Consider the following 18,259-nt stretch of genomic DNA (forward strand, 5'->3'; position numbering starts at 1 on the left):
CTAGGCCTGCATCGACGCCTCGCCAGCTCCCGACTGATCCTCGAAGTGTCCCCTGATTCGTCGAAGTACGGTACCAATCAAGAAACCCGTCACCCCCAGTGGGAGACCGACCACTACAGCAGTCATCAGACCGATGGCTGTCGCATCGGGGATTCCGACTGTGCCATAGTACTCGGTCGAGAGTCCATAGCGCGCGAATCCGATACCGAACGTCGGTGCCATCGCGAGGAGGGTGGCTGGGATCAATCCTGAATTGAAGACCGTGAACAGAGTAGCAACAGCAACGATTGTGGCAACACCTACGAAGACGAGCGGTTCCGGATTCGCTCCCGTCCACGTACCGACTGCCATCGACTCGATGTGGCGGTAACTGGAGTTGGTCACGACCCACCACTCGTTCCAAAGGCGAGGAACGGTGCACTCAGGAAGGCCACGACCGAGATCTCCCTGCGAATCCCGATGAGACCATTCGTCACGCGTTCCAGCACACGTCTCGTTCTCTCGGCCCCGAGAGCAGCGCTGAAAGAGTCAGACAGAGTACTCGTTACTGAGCCATCCCAGCGTCGCACCTCCCGAGTCATGTTTCTGGTCTGCCCCGCTACCCACGAGCAACCGCTGTATACCCACCAAAACAGGGCGAACAAATAGCGAGAGATTGCTCGTAGCCGATTGTGAGCGGTGGTTCCATCGAATTCTATCTGCATAGTCGATATTGTGGGTGATCCTCCTATCAAAGGTTGGATGATTATAACATTCGTCGTAGTCTATCGATTTACCTTCCATCGGTTCTATTGGAATCCTCAACCACTGATAATTTGTCAAGGCGAAGCCGAATACAGCACGCGAGTCGGCCACGAGACTCGCCTGGACTCGACGTCACGGACCGAGGGGAGACTTAACACTCACCGATGGGTTTGAGTTCGAATCCCGTCGTCTCTTGATCACGAAACGCGTACTGAATACCGACACAGGGGTCGGTTACGTCTGCATATTCCGAGGGGCGAAGGTGAACCACTTGGTCGCCGATGTCGAAATAAACCGTGTAGTGTCCCGCTCCTTTCACGGGGTCGTCTATCCTGCGCGTTGATTGCTCAACGCTGGTACCGAGTTGGGAGGTCTCTCTGAACACCTCCTCGTCGTTTCGCTCGATAACGACAGTGACGTGACGGGCTTCGTCGCGGTTATTCTCGAGGTGTATCCAGGCAATTTTCGTCGTCGGCTGGTCTGTCTGGCCGAGACACCCACTCGTGAGGATCCCAGCGCACAGATAGAGACACGTACGACGCCTCATACTATTCCGAAGTTCGTTCAACCCAAAAAATCGCGGGACGCTACAATCCTAGTTTGTGACACACGCGCACTTGTTGGACTGCCGTTTCGACACTGCGTGATTTAAAATAAACGAGGGGCGCTGCTAACTCTACCGTGTACGTGGCCGCGACCGATGGAAACCTGTACGCCCTCAATCGGGACACGGAAGAAGAGCAGTGGCGATTCGATGGGGGACAAAGACTCAGCCAACCACCCACCGTCGTCGGCTCCGACGACCAGAGTGTCGTCATCGGAAGCGATGCGGGGAACGTGTTCAGTACCGACGCCGCCTCCGGCGAGATGTATTGGAGTCACCAGCTCGAAGATCGGGTCAACACACCGCCCGTAGTCGTCGACAGCGTCATCTACATCGGTGATAATTCGGGGCGACTGTACGCGCTGGCGAACGAAAATTCGAACGTCGGCGCTGAAAGTGGCTCCTGTCGGATACCTGCCTCAGAAGAAACTGATCGCAGTTAAGGAGACACCGATAATGACGACGTGGCCAAGATTATGCTCCACGAGATAGTTCCGTTCAGAGCAAAGGTGACCTCCAAAAGAGATACGGCCGGAGTTCGTCCGAAGACGAGGACGAGGAGTTCCTGGTCGGAGCCGGAGCCGGAGTCGGTGCCGGCGTCTCGCTGAGCGACATCGGTCTCGGCTATGTGCTCTGGGGACGCGAGACCAGTAACGCAGATAATCCGAAGTTAACCGCTGGAAGGTGGTCAGTCCCTAGCGAAGGCGAGGATCCCTCTCCGCTGGCCGCCGACGTAGATACGATCGACAGTAACGGCAACATCCCTGGGAGCAATCGAAAGATCGGTTCGCCAGCGCTCGCGCCCGTCACTCGTCGAGAGTGCAATCAGTTCTCCTTGGCCGGTCTCTTGATCCGGAGCGATCCCGTACCCGACGACCAGGGTGTCGCCGACGACGACGGGTTGGCAGAGTCTGAATTCTGCCGGGGACGCTGTTGCAACGTTTCGGTCAGAGAGCGAGTCTCGGACGATCCATTCGATCCCGCCGGTCGAGGCACGTAATGCATAGACGGCGAAGAGTTCCTGTTGCTCGTGTCCTTCACAGATGAACATCCGCTCACCATCCGTCGCGAGTGAGGAGAACGCCGCAGCGCCGGAACTCGCCAGACCCGGGAATTGCCACGTAACTCCTGTGCCTCCGGCTACCCCGAACGCGAGCGTCTCGCGTGCATCCGTCGACCAGACGACTTTGCGGGCGATACTGACGTCTCCGTCACTGGTCACGACCGGTCTACCCGGAAGATCTAGTGGTGCAGTCGCGCGGTCGATACTCGGAGATCCATCGAACATCTCGATCGTGAATACTGCTGGAGTGGGGCCACCGTAGCTCGCCCACACCCGATTGGCACGTACTGCGAGCCCACCGAGATCCTCCAACACGTGGGAATCGCCGTTTCGATTCCCGAGGTAGATTCGCCACTGCTCGCTCCCATCTTCGGGGTTGAGCCCATGAATCCCGTAACTGGACTGTATGTAGACCGTGTCGGGAGTTGCCATCGGGAGCAGCGAGAACCGATCTGCCGAGCGTCCGGATCCAGTGAGAAAGCGGTCGGGAACGGTCTCACCGAGTCGCTCGTGGAGGTTTACTCGCCATCGGACGGTTCCATCCGATACGTCGACGGCGACGACGTCTGTTCGAGTGTCCGTTAGATACACCGTTCCGTTGACGAGCCCACCGAATTGTGGATAGCGACGTTCTCGCGAAAACTCGATCTGCTGTCGCCAGCGTTTGGCACCATCGGTCGCATCGTACGCGTACAGGACGACACTCGCATCACGTGCGGTCGCAGTCACGACTATCTCGTTAGTGGCGGCGACGACGTCGCCCGAGACGACGTCTTCTGTGGCGGCAGCGTCCTGACGGTACTGCCACGTATCCGTAGGCTGAGAAGGAAGTGTGCGTCGACTCCGTGCGGTATGTCGGAGGTCGCCCCGGGGGAATCGCCACTCCCCGGCTGGAGGAGACCACGACGTACCGAGAGCGTTTGGAGGACGTTCGTTCGGATTGCTGGAAGGGTTAAGCCCGTCACATCCTGCGAGGCTACTCGTACCGACGAGGCCAATCATCCGGAGGACAGTACGCCGGTTTGCGGAGACCATCGAATCGACGAGTTTGTATCGGGTCGTGAAAGTGGTTCGGTGGAAGAACGACGTTGACGTCTCCAGCGAAAGCACGCGTACCCGCAGTTAGGTCGAGTCAATATCCGGTAGCTGAATCACTACTGTCGTACCGTTATCGATCATAATCTCCCCCACGGGGAACGAGCGTACGCCAAGCCGGAGGCGATTACGACAGGTCGATAGCGAAGAGCCGTTCGTTGTTCGCCGCGTAGAGGAGATTCTCCCCCGCGACGACCGTCCCGACGACGCTGTTCGTCTCAAGTTGCCACAGGGTTTCACCCGTCCGCGAGAACGCATAGACGTGGTTGTCGTTCGATCCAGCGTACACCACGTCGGCAGTCACGGCGGGTTCGTACACGGTGCTGTTCTCGTCCGTGAACGACCACCGTTCGGAGCCGTCCGAGCGGTCGAGCACGACGAGCGTCCCGTGCTCCCGTCCGCTACAGCCGAGATACACCGAATCGCCGTCGACGACTGGACGTGTTCCACGTTTCGGTGACGGCGTGTCGACTGCCCATCGAACGGAGCCGTCCACACGGTTCAGCGCAAACAGTCTCCCTGTCCGTCCCGGCTCGGTCGACGTAGCCACGTAGACGGTGTCGTCCGCAACCGTCGGGCTCCGCGTCTCGGTATCGGTCCGATACTGCCACCGTCGCTCGCCATCGACGTCAAACGCTGTAACGACCCCGTCGACACGATTAGTGAAGACAACGCCGTTTGCCGTCGCGGCCGGTGTCGTGAGACGGTCACCGCTCGTATCCGCCCGCCAGACGACATCACCACTGTCGGTATCGATGGCGAGTAGATCCTCGGCATTGGCGTACACCTGCCCGTCGCCGACGCCGACACCCTGTCTGAGTGATGATCCGACGAACCAAGCCTGTTTGCCGTCCGAGCGCCGGAGGGCACGGAGTCCGTCGCAACCGGGAACGTAGATTCGGTCCGTATCGACGGTGATGTCACTGCCGAGACAGAGCTGCCGATCGAAGTCGCTCTCGCTGTACTCGGCTGTCCACTGTGAGCTCCCATCGGTAGCTGACAGCGCGTGGAGCGTCAGTCGGTCCATGACGTAGAGTGTCTCCCCGTCGAGGAGCGGTCGGCCACGAATACTCTTGCGCCAGCGGATCCGATCGGAGGATGGGCCAGACTCACCGATACACCCGGAACCAATACCAGCGAAGAGGATACCGAAGGACTGGAGGGCAGTTCTGCGGGAAACCGGAGACTGAGACTTGAGCCGTCCGGATTCAGTATCCGGTCGGTCGGCAGGCTTTCATGGAGACATCATTCTTTGTCTTCGTCGGTCTCGAGTCGATAGTGTGTCGTCGTTCCAGCGCTCGTCTCGATATCTTTCGTCGCAACCGCACCTTCGGCAGCCCGTTCATCGAGCGCCCCGTGGATATCGTCGATCAGCATTCCACTTGCGACGATGTCGCGCGCGACGTCAGCCAGTTGGTCCTGAATCTCAGTTAGTACGTCGCGGATTTTCTCAGGACGGGCGTCGTTACCGAAGTCGACACCACGAATGACTTCGGTTTTCGCGTACGCATTGTCGGCGTTTTCCGAGAGGAACGCGACGGGCAACCTCTTTTCATCGTCGTATTCGCCGACAGGGGTAGTTCCCACCACCGATCCGCTGTCCGCTCGGGCACCGCTGTCCCACTCGATATCGGAGAGTGGCATAGTTGTCGGTGTGTGCCGACACAATTCAGCGTATCTCACTGTTTCTCATATCGTAACTTGGTGATAATTCTCACGGACGAAACAGCCACGAAGAGTACCACAAGGCGGTCAGCTCTCGAAAGAGACAGTGTAGAGTTGGAGGTGAGTCAGGGCCTTCCGAGTGGTATGTGCTACGGCACTGCCGATCGCTCCGATCGCAACTACGCCCGTGAGTAGCGTCACGGCGTTCCATCGTGTGATGGAGAGCATCAGGTCCGGCTTCAGCTACGGTACGTATACGAAACCGGGAGTACGATGAGTTCCGATTAGTGCGCTAAAATCAGCGTTTGAGCCTACGCTATTCTTTCGTTGTTTGGATGTAACGTTCAGATATGCCCTCCCCACGAGGTAGAGATGACCACCCGTCTCGTAACCGACAGGAGTCAGAACGGGTCGTCGACTCCACAGCAGACAGCAATGAAGATATCCTGATTCGGAACTACGATCATCGCAATGGATACGATCTCCATTTGACTGTCATCACGCATCCGGATAACACGACGTTTCAGAAACGATACTACCTCCCACCAGGAGCGGTCGTCAGTGAGTGTGATCTACTTCCAAGTATCGACTGTGAGATCACTGCTGTCCTCGATAACGTGCAAGAAGCATCCAGACACTGTCGGATTGATTCGTCCCCAGATCACACGGCCGTTATCGAGATCGGAAATGGAACTCTCAGCCTGACTGAGGGCCTCTATGCCTGACCGATGTACAGCAACTATCGCCCGTCAATCATCGAGCTCGTGGATCGGCGGACGAGATCCGTCGGCCGCGACGAGACAGCACGGTGACTCAACGAGCCAGATATGAGCAAGGCACCTTCCGAGGATGGGAACGATCCGGATCGCGAAGAAAGCGAAATCAACGAAAGACTGGATCGGGTCATCAACTTGCTCGCAACGTATCTGCCGTGAGTTGTCAGAGCAGAGGATTGGTTAGTACAAGAGCCACGTGGCGCGTTGCACGCCAGTGGCTTCGTGGCTTTTACAAATCGTCTTCAGTTCGTGCCTGTCGAACGGGATGTTGCGATGACCGATAGCTCCGATTTTGGTATTGATGGACCAGACACGCTTCGGAGTGATTTGGTACTCCTTCTGTTGGGCCTCGGGATAACCGGTTATGGTGCGTACGACTATGTTCAGCAGTCGGATGCAATACGGAACGCGGTCGAAGTCGATGCCACTATGACCGAGGTCGATGTTGTAACGGAAAGCCACCTTGGCGGGTGATCGGGACGAGGGGTTCATTACGAACCCCGTGTCGAGTTCACGTACGAATATCAGGGCACGACATACACCGGAACGAACGTCTACCCCGCCGATATCGGTCCTGAATACGACCAACGGTCGAACGCCGAGTCAGTCGTCGGCGAGTACCAAGAAGGAACGTCCGTCACTGCGTACGTCGACGCGACAGATCCGAGCCACGCCTTCTTGAGGAACAAAACGTCGAACGAGCCCCTGATAGCGGCCGGAATCAGTGTTGTGATATCACTTCTGGGTTCGGCATCGACCGTCAAAAAGTACCGGAGTCACTGAACCCACTCCGATCTTGTTATTCAGTGTTCTCCCTCGTCATCTCGTGATTGAGCGCGGCGATAGCTCCGAATAAACGCGTACAACAGTCCAACGAATGCACCGATACCGAATACGGCGGGACCGACGCTCATCGAAATCTCGGTTGGTGATGACGAGAAGACAAACAGGAAGGTGAACGTGTCGGGCGTGCCGAGCGTCAGAGAGTCGATACCGAGTGGGTCCAGAACGAGTGGTCCGACCACTGCCAACACGAGAAACACGCTGACGACGGCGACTGCCGCGCTGGCAAGCCCGTCCCAGACGACGGCCGTCACCGACACTGTACCCCGACGGTCGCTCACCCGTCCAAGGATCCGGACGCCAGTATAGTGGTCCTCTAGGCGGACGTCTCTGGGGAAGGCGAGCAACGTGAGCGTCATCCAGAGATCGGCAATCGCCCCCGCAGCGTTCGCAGCTAAGGAACGATGAGCCATCCCCATTCGAAGACGAGCATCAATGAGACGCCGACAGCAGTCAGCACGACCACCGAAACATATCACTAGTTGAGGTTTTCAACAAGGCCGAATAGTTCTATGGCACCCCCGTCGATATTCTATTGAGATTCGAACACAGCGATCAAGACAAGAATTGTACCGACCATTCCGAGTACGAACGCGACGATATCATATGGCGGCACTTCTCCGAACAATGTCCCGAGAAGCAAGCCGATAAGAGTAACCTGAAGACCAAGTAGGCCTTTCTGTATGGTATCCACGTGCGATGCTTACTCTGTAGACCAATCAAACAAGGGTACGAGACTTGTTCTATGACAGCCTCAAGGATCTACTGGGATATCTCGATAGAGGATGTCAGCTGTTGCTGTGTTTCCAGCCCTGATTGGAAGCGGTTGAAGACTTCTGTTTGGTGCTGTGGGCAGGCCATGAGGGCGACTGCTCCGGTTTGGATCGGGATTACTGGTTGATGGAGATTGTAGTGTGTGAGCTGGCAACTGGGGCAGCGGATACCTCCAGCCGGCCGATGCTTGATGATGTCTGCTCTACCAGTAGTCGTGAGTTCGCAGATAGAAACGAACTGGTCAACATGGTCTCCGCAACCGATGATAGGGATGGTAAGCTGATCCAGAAGTAGGAAGGAAACACTGTCGTCGCGGCTGTGGAGAGCGGACTCACAGTCCTCGCACTGGATGGGTGGATGGCCTTGGATGTCGTCGGGATCCGGATCGAGTAGCATCTGCTGGAGGCATACTGAGAGGTATACAAAGCGGTTGAGTCGCCATACAGGTAAGTTATAGGAACTTGTCACAGGCTCCCTCCTATCCCTGATAACCGGCAAGACTCCGAAACACGGTCGATGTCTGGGGTGTGATGAGAGTATTTCTGCTGCACAGATCTTAGTTGAATATGAGAAAGACGATGGGACGACTGGAATCTTGGCAGAGTGTCCAGTTTGCGATGATGTCGTAAGGTCCGAGTGAGCATTCAGGACTGCGTTGCGACAGTAGAATCAAGTGTTCTGCTCTATTATCCTGCTGAGAGGCCAACTAATGGAGATTTCTGAAGAACTCGAATGTTTGTTTTCAGCCTCGATCGTAGAACAGGACGGGTCGTCCGTGATTGAGGTCCCCGAGCGCGAACTGCAACTGGGTGACTTACAGCAAGGAGAAACATATCGCGTCGCACTCGTATCTTCTCCGACACAGAGCGAGCCGGAACAGACCGAACAGGCTGAACCGGAATCACAGCAACAGCGTCAGCCACCGGAGCCACCAGTTGAGGAAGGTGAGACTCGGGAAGTCGAGATCGAAGACCTCGGCGAACAGGGTGATGGCATCACTCGAGTTGAACGTGGCTTCGTCGTAATCGTGCCTGATACCAAAAAGAGTGAGCGAGTCAACATTGAGATCACCGATGTACGGCAAAACGTCGCTTTCGCTGAGGTCGTCGACCGGTTGAGTTACTACGAGTGATTTCTCGCTGTGCGGTCACCGCACCTGAGAAGTGTTAGTATTCCGCTCCGATGACGCAGCGGATACGCACCGGCTACCTGCCAGAAATAGCGTGACCGATACAGAGGGTGCATGCAGCAATTAAACCGATATCGATTCACTGGGCGTGTGGCACAATCGGGGAAAATTGAGAGAGTAAGTCGGAGCTCTGAGGGCACATCGATCTTGATCAGTTTCCTTGAATTGCATCGATGACGACTGTTCCCGCCACGATTGGGTCAATGGGAACCGAACTGCTATCGCTAATCGTGATTTCGTACTGGTCAAACACGGCGAAACCGCTCTCAATGGTCCCCACAGCAGTGCCTTCCGAATCAGTTATCTCGAACTTGTGCCCGATCCACTGGCCCACTGGCAGAATCTTTCGACCCACAGTGATGAGTGAGCCACGTGAGTTGATTTCGGCGACAAGCGACTCGTCCTCAGAGTCGCGGATTCGCCAGGTATCTTGGAAGAGCGAAAAGTCGTTGTCCAGAACGACGAGTTCTTTCCCGGTCTGGCTATCTGTGAGTAGATAGTCACCGGCGATGTCCCAATTACCGCTGGCCTCGACAGTAAATAATTCAGTTCCGTCGGTGCCGAGGAAGGGGAAGGTATCGTTTCCCTCGTACATCTGGTGGGTGCAGCGGAAGATCGTGTCACCAGTGACGTCTCTGGCTTCATATTCAGGCTGGAAGTTCTCGTCCGTTCCCGTCTGTTCAACGGTATACTGACTGCCAGAGAGATCGAGGGCAGTAGTCTCGTATTGTTGTGGTTCTCTCATCATTCGAGATTTTTTGCAGGAGACATAATTAAATCCGGGACAACAGTTTCAACGTGAACAATGGACCGATCTAGAGAACTGAATGGACCAACTCCTGAAACAGCTTGAGTAAAGGTGTGCTTCGTAGTGATTACTCTCGCCGACCACCAGGGGTCTACTGATACTGTTTGACCGTTTCGCGCGTGTAGCAACAGTGTCTCGGACAACTACTCAATTTCTGTCAGTAGCGGCGATATCGATACAGAGGATGTAGTCAGCAGCGGATTCCTTGAATCTCCGAGCACAGTAGCTCTACGATTTCACAAGATTTTCACGTTCGTCGTGACCAGCGGGAGCGTATGTCTTTTCGCCGATCAGTAACCCTCGAGGAGATGGTATGGCCAGCTGTCGAATCCACTCTCGAAAACGGCAATCGAACGGCGATTGTCGCCGTCGGTTCGATCGAACAACACGGCCCTCACCTGCCGTTGAACATGGATACGCTGGACGGTGACGAACTCTCACGTCGCATCGCGTCGGAACTGGGCGATGCCATCGCTGCTCCAACAATCCGCCCTGGGTGTTCAGGTCATCATATGGAGTTTCCCGGGACGATTACGGTCCCCCCGGAGACACTCATGGACGTAATCCGGTCGTACTGTCGGTCTCTCGACGAGCACGGGTTCGAGCATATCGCTCTCGTCCCGACGCACGGTGGAAACTTCGGTCCGGTGAAGACTGTGGCCCCAGAAATCGCCCGCGAAATCGATGCCGCTGTGATTCCGCTTGCCGATCTCGATGAACACATGCAATTGCTGAACGAGGGACTCAGTAGGGCTGGCATCGAGTACGACCAAGACGTGATTCACGCCGGAGCTGCCGAGACGGCGATAATGTTAGCAATCAATGAAGACCTCGTCAGGATGGATGCCCTCGACCCCGGGCCAGAAGGAGAATTCTCCCCAGCACGCCTGCTCAGCGAGGGCTTCAAGTCAATCACCGAGAACGGTGTTCTCGGCGACCCGACCGAAGCGACTGCCGAGGCAGGAGAAATAGTCATCGAGACGGTCGTAGAGAAGTACGCCGAGCACATCAAAACCGAGCGCAGGGCAGTCTAATTCGAAGCTTCTGTCTGAGAGATACGCGCTCTGCATTCAGCAATCCTCCAAATTGTATCAGACATCGAGGAGTTCGATTCGGAGAATCAGCTCTGATTGCTGGTGTATCGCAGATGTGTGTCTACTAGTCTGTTCTGGATGTGGAACGCCCGTAATTAACTGCCACCAGTAGATCCCAAGATCGAACCACGACCTAGGAACTTCGTTTATGGGTAGTATTGGAGGGTTCTCGGATAGGCTTCGTCGGAACCCTCACTCGGCGACAGTACGGAGCCTCGTAACCACTCCCAACTGTCGAAGTTGCTGGGGCCCAGTTGATCGCAGCCGAGAGACATCAACGACCCAATGATTAGCAGCCATGCGCCACGCCGTAGAGACAGCGAACCAGAGGACGAAACCGCCGTCGGTCGGAATCGTTCGGTAGCTGAACGAAAGCAACGACATCGTGGTCAGAGACGATGATCTCAACGATCACCCCGCCGTTGTCGTGCGATTACGATCGAGAAATCGGCGATGGGCGCTGCAGGCGCTCGTTCGCTCGGTGAACGAAGTCCCTTGCTGGGCCTGAACCGATCGAAATCGAAGGGAACTGAACACACTGAAGATCACTGCTGGGAAGATGTCACGGTCGCCTCGTCAGTGCTGTCGCCGGGTAGCTGATCAGCCGTGAGGACAGCGAACTTGGTGGAAGCGTAGCGAGCACACACAGAACCGACTCAGAGCAACCCCGAAGAGTTGATTGCTGCCGTGCACCCCGGCCCGATCATGGACCACAGACTCATGTTCGTCATCCACGAAGGGAGAATCGATGACCGACCGAGATGACGATGCGGACGCGGACACCTCGGACGCGGACCGCCCTGAGGACGATCAAAAAACCAACGTCGACGTCTCGGATGCGGGGACGGTCGAGCCGAAAGACCCGACCTGGGAGAAGCCGTCGGTGGACGACATTCCCGAATTCGAGACTGGCGGTCGGGGCCGCTCATACGAGATGCAGTCGGACGTGACGGCAGGCAAACCGAACGACGCCCGGACGCCGGACTCAACGCGACTCGGCGGAACTGACACCGAAGCGTACATCTCGGCACTGGAACTGTGTGCGCGCTTGCCCGACGAGTTGCGCCTGCCCGAGCAGGCGGCCGACATCGTGCCGACCGCGTTCGAGGCCGAACTGGAACAGGAGATTCAGGCCTTCGCCGCCACGGAGTTCGACAACCCGACGCCACACGTCGAAACGCTCTGCTTCGTCGAGGCCGACGGCGACATCTGGTTGAAACTCCGGCTCGGTGCTCCGCTCGAGACGTTCGACCAGCTGGCCGATCGGACCGTGGAGCTGCGGGAGTACGCGCTCGAAGAGCTGGATTCGTTTCTCGAGTGAGGCTGGGCGTCGCTGCCGATCACCGGTCGAGACCTACCACGTCAGGCGATCGTGTCGTGACCGTCCGGCCACGTGGCACAGGCTACTGCCCCCGACGCTCGTTATCCGCGTCCGATGCTCGCACGCCGGATGCCGAGATGCGCTGGTGGGTCCTCGCCGCGTAGCTCGGGGGGCACGGCGTCGCCCTGTGTCTCCGCACGGTCCGGCACGACGGTCCGCCCGTCCGGCCGACTGAGAAAGAACGGCGCCGTCGACATCGACGCCCGCCGGACTTTTTGACGCCACGTCGACGCATCGTGCAGGTAACACCCGAACGAGAACCGGCCGTAGCTCATCGCTTCGGCTTTATCACTCATCACGTCCGCTTCGTCGGTTTCGAACTCGGCGTCACACATCCACGCGACGAACGGCGGCCCGCCGGCGAGCCGGCCAACGAACGCGTCCCAGCCGGCGCCGTCGTCGAAGACGACCCACGCGTGTCGGTCGCCGACGGCGTCGACTTCGATACTGAATCGGTCTCCCTCCCAGACGAACGTCGCCTCGTGGCCGGGGACGCGTGCGCCACGGTGGTGGTAGACGACTCCCGCGACGTCGTGCGCGACGGCCTTGGAGACGCGTAGCGCCCCGTTGCTCCGGAGTCGGTCACGAAACTGCGGGAGGGCGTAGAGTTCCTCCGAGTCGCTCATCCCAGCGGCCACCCCGACTGAACGGCGACCGTCGGGACGCCGACGGGCTCACTCCGTCGTCGCCGTTTGGCACACATCGTCCTCGTCCGCTTCGGGGTCGTGACACCAGCAATCCGGACCACACTCGACGTGTGAGTGCCCCTCCTCGACGTGACCGAACGTATCGGCGAAACGTCGCTTGGCCTCGTACTCGCCGCGGTCAGTTAACCCGTACCCACTCGTCGTCCGTTCGAGCAGTTCGTCGTCGTCCAGTCGGTCGAACGCGGTGCGAATCTCGTCGTCCGTCGCCTCGAGAAACGCGCTGAGGTCCGCCGGTTCGATGGCGTTCGAGATCTCCTCCTCCCGGAGCATCCAGTACGTCGCTTCGAGGATCTCGTCGCGGAGCACCACGGCGTCCAACGACTCGCCGTTCGATTCGGAATCCATATGATCCTGTACCGATGTCAACTGAAAAAAACTACCGCCGGTTTCGCCCCTGTGGGTGCGGGTATCTCCGATTACGGACGCCGTTCCGCCGATACCGGGGCAAGAGCCAAAGTGGGCTGTGCCGATGGATACGATATGGAGATACTGGTCGCGTGTATGGGCAATCTCCTACGCGGCGACGATGGATTCGGCGTGGCAGTGGCGGATGCGCTCCGTGACCGGGACTTTCCGCCGTCGGTCGACGTCGTCGAGGTCGGAATTTCTGGCGTCAGTATGGCACAGGAGTTACTCGACGACTACGACGCGTTCGTCCTCGTCGATGCGATGGAAACGGGCGACGACCCCGGAACGGTCAGTGTCAGCCGAGCGTCAGTTCCGGATATCGACCAGTACTCCGACCGCGAGATTGCGGGCTTTGCGGCGGACATGCACCAGACCGATCCATCGAAAATCCTCGTGTTGGGCGAGGCGCTCGGCGTCCTGCCGGATGTCGTCGTCGTGGTCGGCTGTGAGCCGACCGAGACCGACGAACTCACCGACCGATTGAGCCGCCCCGTCCGCGAGGCGGTGCCGGAAGGCGCCGATCAGGTCGAACGGATCGTCGACGAACTCGTTCACCAGTGAGCGTGTACCCCGGCTAGTCGGTGGGCATGCATATTTAACACAGTAGGAACATGTACAGGTGAGTATGAGTGCAGGTGGCAAACCGCCGGAGGCCGACGCCGCCTCCGAACCGACGGAACTCGACGCTATCGACGTGTTCTGGCTCCCCGGGGAAGCCTGCGACGGCTGTTCGATATCGACGCTCGGGGCGACGGACCCACCGATCGAGGACCTCCTCCGTGGACACGTCCCGCATCTGCCACAAATAAACCTTCACCACCACGAACTGGCCGTCGAATCCGGGACCGCATACGTCGACGGGATGCGGGATGCCGTCGCCGGCGAACGTGACCCGTACATCGTCGTCGTCGAGGGGAGCGTTCCGAACGAACGGCTCATCGACGGCGACGGCTACTGGGTGTCGATGGGGAAAGACGAGCAGGGCGACCCGATCCGAACCGTCGACTGGCTCGACAGGCTGGCACCCGGCGCCGCAGCCGTCGTCGCCATCGGAACGTGTGCGACGTGGGGAGGTGTCCCGGCCGCCCAAGGGAACGTCACGGACGCGATGGGGACGATGGACTATCTGGGTCGAGACTACCGGAGCGAACTGGGCCTCCCGGTGATCAACGTGCCCGGCTGTGCGCCCGTCGGGGACAACTTCATCGAAACGGTCGCCCATCTTCTCTTACACGTCGGCGGATTCGGGCCACCGCCCGAACTCGACGAACTCGGGCGGCCGACGTGGCTCTTCGGCGAAACGGTCCACCGGAACTGTGAGCGTGGATCGTACTACGAAGAAGGCGACTTCGCCGAGGAGTACGGAAGCGAAAAGTGCCTCGTCAGCAAGGGGTGCTGGGGACCGACAGTCAAATGTAACATGCCCTCCCGCCGAAACATCGAGGGTGTCGGCGGGTGTATGAACATGGGAGGCAAGTGCATCGGCTGCACGATGCCCGGATTCCCGGACAAGTTCACGCCGTTTTTCAAAAAGCCGCCGGGATCGAAAGTATCGACCGTCAGCTCCTCGATACTGGGAGGAATCATGTCTAAACTCCGACAAAAATCGATGAAGAACCTCGATACGTCGACCCGGTGGGAGAACCCCGGGCTAACCGAGCGGATGTACCAGTGGCAGCTCAAACGCGGCTCGAACTACGACCCCGACCGCGGACTCGAACGCCGACCCGGAGGGAAGACGGGAGACGACTGACCATGTGCTTGGACAAGTTTCCGGTCGAATTCGACGACGAGGGGAACGCCCGCCTATCGGACTCCATCGAGGCGGACGGGACGGCGTTCCTCGGAGACGTGACCGTCCCCGAAGACGAACTGACTCCGGAAGAGCGGTTCGGGGCAATCGTCGAGGAGTTGCCGGACCGGGCCGTTCAGCGCTTGACCACCTCGGAAGCGACGGGAACCAGTGAAACGGACGAGAGTACACCGCAGACACCCTGATATGTTCGAGAATTTGCCGATAACGCGGGCCGACGACGGATCATACCGAACGGTCGACGGCGGCACGTTCCGCGTCGACGAAACACACCGCTCGACGGCCGACCGGGTCGCCGACATGACCGGCGACGACGCCGCGGTTCACCCCGACGGTGCCGGGTTGAGCGAAGCCGATCCGGAGCGCGACCAACAACTCCACGACATCGACATCGACCCCGTGACGCGGGTCGCCGGCTCACTCGCGTTCCACGCCAACGTCGACTTGGAGGAGCGGACCGTTCGCGAGGCACACGCACAGGCGACGCTGTTCCGGGGCTACGAGATCATTCTCGAGGGCCGCGACCCCCGTGATGCCATCGACCTCTCGAGTCGAGCGTGCGGGGTGTGTGGGGCCGTCCACTCCATCTGTTCGTCCATGGCACTCGAGATGGCGCTGCCAGTCGAACCGCCGCCGATGGGGGTCTGGGCACGGAACATGGGGCAAGCCGCCGCTTTCCTCTACGACAACTCCCTCCACCTGCACCTGTTGGCGGGACCGGACTACTCGGCGGCGATGATGGCGGATACGAACCCCGATCTGCTCGCGACGGCCCGCGAGACGGCGGCGCCCCACGCCGATATTCACGGCTACGAGACGGTCGGCGAGATTATGGAGGGATTGAATCCACTGGAAGGCGACCTGTATCTCTCGGCACTCGAGAAGACACGCGACGCCCGCCAGATGGCGTCGCTCATGCTCGGCAAGTATCCACATCCGTCGACTATCGCTCCAGGTGGCGTGACGACGACCCTCTCGCGGTCCTCGTTCACGCAGTTCTACACCCGCTTAGACGATATGTTCGACTGGGCGAAGCAGGTGGCCTACCTGTGGGACGACCTCATGGACTTCATGCTCGAAGAGCAGTCCGGATTCGAGCACGTCGGCGAACATCCGAAAAACATGATCGGAACCGGCGTCTACGACGATCCAGACGTCTACAACGCCCGGTACGAAGATGCCGACGAGTGGGGGAACGCTCGACTCGCGACGCCGGGAGTCATCGTCGACGGCGAGCTGGTGACGACCAACCTGACGGAACTCGACATGGGGATGGAAGAGTTCGTCGACCACGCCTACTACGAGGACTGGACAGACGAGGCAGTCCCGTTCGAAACGTCACCAGCCGGCGATCCGCTCAGTCCGTACCACCCGTGGAACAAAGAAACGCGGCCGAAACCGGACGGGAAGTCTTGGCGGGAACGGTACACGTGGGGCACGGCGCCGCGCTGGGACCGCCACACGATGGAGTGCTGTCCCCACGCCCGTCTGTGGATCACCGCTCTCGCCGAGGAGGTCGACAATCCCTTCATCCGACCAACCGGCGATGGCATCGAGTTCGACCTGCCGGAGGCGGAACTCGAAGAGATGACGCTTCGGTGGGACGTTCCGGACCGCCTCAACGCCGCCGAGCGACTCCGCGGAAAAGCCTACGCGCTGGCCCACCACGCGCTCGTGTGTTATACGGGCTTCATCGAGTCCCTCGAATTGTTGAAACAGGGCGAGGACGCCGTTCACAACGAGTTCTCGATCCCGAAGCGCGGCACCCAGCGAGGGGTGGGATTCTGGGAGGCCGGCCGTGGGTTCCTCACTCACCACCTCACCCTCGAAGACGGTCTCATCGATAACTACCAGATCGTTACGCCGAGTACGTGGAACTCGTCGCCGACCGGTCCGTTCGGACAGTCCGGCCCCTTCGAAGTCGGGGCGATGAACACCCCGATCCTCGAGGACTTCGACGGAGAGGAGGACTTCTCGGCGATCGATATCCTTCGCGGCGTCCGGAGTTTCGATCCGTGTATGCCCTGTACAGTCCATATGTACACGGCCGGCGGGGACGACGTCATCAGCGAGAACGTGACGATGACGACCTGTGGCTGTTCGACCGGCTCGGACGACAAACCGGCCGAGGTCACGCTGAGAGAGATGCTCGCCGACGACTGAAGACATGCGTGACAGCGATGGATCCGGGTCGCTCGATCCACAGTCGGCCGCGGAACGCGGCCAGACAGTCAGCGACCAGCCTCGTCCGGGTAGCGGCCACGGTCACAGCAAGGGTCGGTCGTACGGAACGACGGCCGGCCTGATCGCTGGCGATCGGAGCGCGTCCCAGCTGGTCGTCGGCGTCGGCTACCCGTACCTGAGCGATCTGGCGGTCGGCAACGTCGTCGCGGACCGACTCGGGAAGTGCCAACTCCCCGACGTCGCCGTCGCGGACTGTAGCCACACGCCGATCGCGGCGTACCAGACGATCACGGTGGGCGAGTACGACACCGTCGTGGTCGTCGGTGCCCGCAAGCGGGGTGATGGACTGAACACCGGCACTCCATCCGCCGATCCTGGTCGGATACACACGTATCCGACGGCCGACGTGCCGGTCCCGGAGAGCGACATCGTCGACCGGCTTGCGGAGTGTGCGATGGGTAGTAACACCGTCGAAAACGTCGTGATCACGACGAAGGCACTCGGCGAATTCCCCGCCGATTCGACCGTCATCGACATCGAACCGGAGTACGATTCGTGGGGGCTCACCGTCGACGAATTCAGTCCGTCGGTCGCCGACCGCTTCGACGACCTCCTCGACCGGGTGCTCGAGTGTCTCGAACGGGACTACTCCTTGGAGTGACGCGCCCACCCGGCCTTTTCAGCCGCCTCGCTGAGCGGAAGGAACTCCAAGCCGAGCGACCGTGCGGTGCGTCGGTCCTCGTCCGATCGGCCGACGAAGACGTGACGCTCCGTCGGAAATCGCTGGCGAACGCTCGCGAGGTCGGCGATCGGATCCTCGCCGACGAAGTCGACCGCCACGTCTCGACGGTCCAGCTCAGCGAGGAGCGCCGTCGGTGATTCGTCGGCGACGATACCGACGTACCTGGTCCAGCGGTTCGCGTCCTCCACCGCCGCGGGCGGGTCCGATAGCTCCGCCAGTGCGGCAGCCCGGAACACGAGCGTCATGTCGGTCGATCCCTCGGGGGACATGCGTTACGGACGGTGTGTCGATACGCTCCTGTCGTTCGCACCCTGTGCACTCTCGTTCCGACTCGACGGACGAGCAGTCGTCTCGGCTCGCCCATCATAC

19 protein-coding genes and 3 pseudogenes are annotated in these 18,259 nt (G+C 59.2%); 12 read left to right on the forward strand and 10 right to left on the reverse strand.

Annotated features, from left to right (window positions below):
* Positions 1-387 (reverse strand): annotated as a pseudogene (locus NO364_RS04185) (DUF8071 domain-containing protein); the annotation flags it as partial.
* A 508-nt stretch (positions 388-895) separates the two neighbouring features.
* Entirely contained in the window at positions 896-1,291 is a 396-nt protein-coding gene (locus NO364_RS04190) for a hypothetical protein (RefSeq protein WP_257628617.1), read from the reverse strand.
* Positions 1,292-1,425: 134 nt separating this feature from the next.
* Between NO364_RS04190 and NO364_RS04195 the strand changes: the two genes are divergently transcribed.
* Entirely contained in the window at positions 1,426-1,791 is a 366-nt protein-coding gene (locus NO364_RS04195; RefSeq protein ID WP_460538364.1) for an outer membrane protein assembly factor BamB family protein, read from the forward strand.
* A 245-nt stretch (positions 1,792-2,036) separates the two neighbouring features.
* Here NO364_RS04195 and NO364_RS04200 read toward each other — a convergent pair whose 3' ends face one another.
* The 3 genes and pseudogenes from NO364_RS04200 to NO364_RS04210 all read right to left on the reverse strand — a co-directional run bounded on the left by NO364_RS04200 (position 2,037) and on the right by NO364_RS04210 (position 5,150).
* On the reverse strand, positions 2,037-3,521 hold the full coding sequence (locus NO364_RS04200) for an outer membrane protein assembly factor BamB family protein (protein ID WP_257628618.1): 1,485 nt from the start codon (positions 3,519-3,521) through the stop codon (positions 2,037-2,039).
* A gap of 112 nt (positions 3,522-3,633) precedes the next feature.
* Positions 3,634-4,677, reverse strand: a pseudogene (locus NO364_RS04205) (outer membrane protein assembly factor BamB family protein); the annotation flags it as partial.
* Between the two features lie 74 nt (positions 4,678-4,751).
* Positions 4,752-5,150: a hypothetical protein gene (locus NO364_RS04210; protein WP_257628619.1), complete on the reverse strand. Its 399-nt coding sequence runs from the start codon at positions 5,148-5,150 to the stop codon at positions 4,752-4,754.
* A gap of 371 nt (positions 5,151-5,521) precedes the next feature.
* Here NO364_RS04210 and NO364_RS18425 point away from each other — a divergent pair, with 371 nt between their 5' ends.
* Together NO364_RS18425 and NO364_RS18170 are read left to right on the forward strand one after the other, a co-directional pair.
* Positions 5,522-5,896, forward strand: coding sequence for an Ig-like domain-containing protein (locus NO364_RS18425; RefSeq protein WP_474509141.1), 375 nt, complete (start codon positions 5,522-5,524; stop codon positions 5,894-5,896).
* Positions 5,897-6,439: 543 nt separating this feature from the next.
* Positions 6,440-6,730 (forward strand): annotated as a pseudogene (locus NO364_RS18170) (DUF3592 domain-containing protein); the annotation flags it as partial.
* A 20-nt stretch (positions 6,731-6,750) separates the two neighbouring features.
* Here the strand turns inward: NO364_RS18170 and NO364_RS04220 are convergent.
* Positions 6,751-7,149, reverse strand: a complete 399-nt coding sequence (locus NO364_RS04220) for a hypothetical protein (protein ID WP_257628620.1) — start codon at positions 7,147-7,149, stop codon at positions 6,751-6,753.
* Between the two features lie 902 nt (positions 7,150-8,051).
* Here NO364_RS04220 and NO364_RS18430 point away from each other — a divergent pair.
* Both NO364_RS18430 and NO364_RS04225 read left to right on the forward strand, forming a co-directional pair.
* Entirely contained in the window at positions 8,052-8,204 is a 153-nt protein-coding gene (locus tag NO364_RS18430; RefSeq protein WP_460538383.1) for a DUF7837 family putative zinc-binding protein, read from the forward strand.
* A 69-nt stretch (positions 8,205-8,273) separates the two neighbouring features.
* Complete coding sequence (locus tag NO364_RS04225; RefSeq protein ID WP_257628621.1) at positions 8,274-8,696, forward strand: TRAM domain-containing protein; 423 nt, start codon at positions 8,274-8,276, stop codon at positions 8,694-8,696.
* A gap of 208 nt (positions 8,697-8,904) precedes the next feature.
* Here NO364_RS04225 and NO364_RS04230 read toward each other — a convergent pair whose 3' ends face one another.
* On the reverse strand, positions 8,905-9,498 hold the full coding sequence (locus tag NO364_RS04230; RefSeq protein WP_420191866.1) for an LURP-one-related family protein: 594 nt from the start codon (positions 9,496-9,498) through the stop codon (positions 8,905-8,907).
* A gap of 338 nt (positions 9,499-9,836) precedes the next feature.
* Here NO364_RS04230 and NO364_RS04235 point away from each other — a divergent pair, with 338 nt between their 5' ends.
* On the forward strand, positions 9,837-10,595 hold the full coding sequence (locus tag NO364_RS04235) for a creatininase family protein (protein ID WP_257628623.1): 759 nt from the start codon (positions 9,837-9,839) through the stop codon (positions 10,593-10,595).
* An 808-nt stretch (positions 10,596-11,403) separates the two neighbouring features.
* Positions 11,404-11,976 (forward strand): hypothetical protein, encoded by a 573-nt coding sequence (locus NO364_RS04240; protein WP_157688188.1) that lies wholly within the window; start codon positions 11,404-11,406, stop codon positions 11,974-11,976.
* A gap of 101 nt (positions 11,977-12,077) precedes the next feature.
* Here the strand turns inward: NO364_RS04240 and NO364_RS04245 are convergent, their stop codons facing one another.
* Positions 12,078-12,662, reverse strand: a complete 585-nt coding sequence (locus NO364_RS04245; protein WP_157688189.1) for a hypothetical protein — start codon at positions 12,660-12,662, stop codon at positions 12,078-12,080.
* A 48-nt stretch (positions 12,663-12,710) separates the two neighbouring features.
* Complete coding sequence (locus NO364_RS04250) at positions 12,711-13,088, reverse strand: hypothetical protein (RefSeq protein WP_157688190.1); 378 nt, start codon at positions 13,086-13,088, stop codon at positions 12,711-12,713.
* 135 nt (positions 13,089-13,223) lie between these two features.
* On the opposite strand from NO364_RS04250, the gene NO364_RS04255 reads away from it, so the two are divergent.
* The 5 genes from NO364_RS04255 to NO364_RS04275 all read left to right on the forward strand — a co-directional run bounded on the left by NO364_RS04255 (position 13,224) and on the right by NO364_RS04275 (position 17,809).
* Positions 13,224-13,712 carry a hydrogenase maturation protease gene (locus tag NO364_RS04255; RefSeq protein WP_157688191.1) on the forward strand — a complete coding sequence of 163 codons (489 nt, stop codon included), beginning with the start codon at positions 13,224-13,226 and terminating at the stop codon, positions 13,710-13,712.
* 64 nt (positions 13,713-13,776) lie between these two features.
* Entirely contained in the window at positions 13,777-14,904 is a 1,128-nt protein-coding gene (locus NO364_RS04260; RefSeq protein ID WP_157688192.1) for a hydrogenase small subunit, read from the forward strand.
* Between the two features lie 8 nt (positions 14,905-14,912).
* On the forward strand, positions 14,913-15,149 hold the full coding sequence (locus tag NO364_RS04265) for a hypothetical protein (protein ID WP_199243719.1): 237 nt from the start codon (positions 14,913-14,915) through the stop codon (positions 15,147-15,149).
* 1 nt (position 15,150) lies between these two features.
* Positions 15,151-17,127: a nickel-dependent hydrogenase large subunit gene (locus tag NO364_RS04270; protein WP_199243720.1), complete on the forward strand. Its 1,977-nt coding sequence runs from the start codon at positions 15,151-15,153 to the stop codon at positions 17,125-17,127.
* 4 nt (positions 17,128-17,131) lie between these two features.
* The gene (locus NO364_RS04275; RefSeq protein WP_157688194.1) at positions 17,132-17,809 is read left to right on the forward strand and encodes a hypothetical protein; all 678 of its coding nucleotides are present in this window, start codon (positions 17,132-17,134) and stop codon (positions 17,807-17,809) included.
* On the opposite strand, the gene NO364_RS04280 is transcribed toward NO364_RS04275, so the two are convergent.
* Positions 17,794-18,135 carry a DUF7124 domain-containing protein gene (locus NO364_RS04280; RefSeq protein WP_157688195.1) on the reverse strand — a complete coding sequence of 114 codons (342 nt, stop codon included), beginning with the start codon at positions 18,133-18,135 and terminating at the stop codon, positions 17,794-17,796. The genes NO364_RS04275 and NO364_RS04280 overlap by 16 nt on opposite strands.
* Between the last annotated feature and the right edge of the window lie 124 nt (positions 18,136-18,259).

The organism is Haloplanus salinarum, assembly GCF_024498175.1.
Lineage (GTDB): Archaea > Halobacteriota > Halobacteria > Halobacteriales > Haloferacaceae > Haloplanus > Haloplanus salinarum.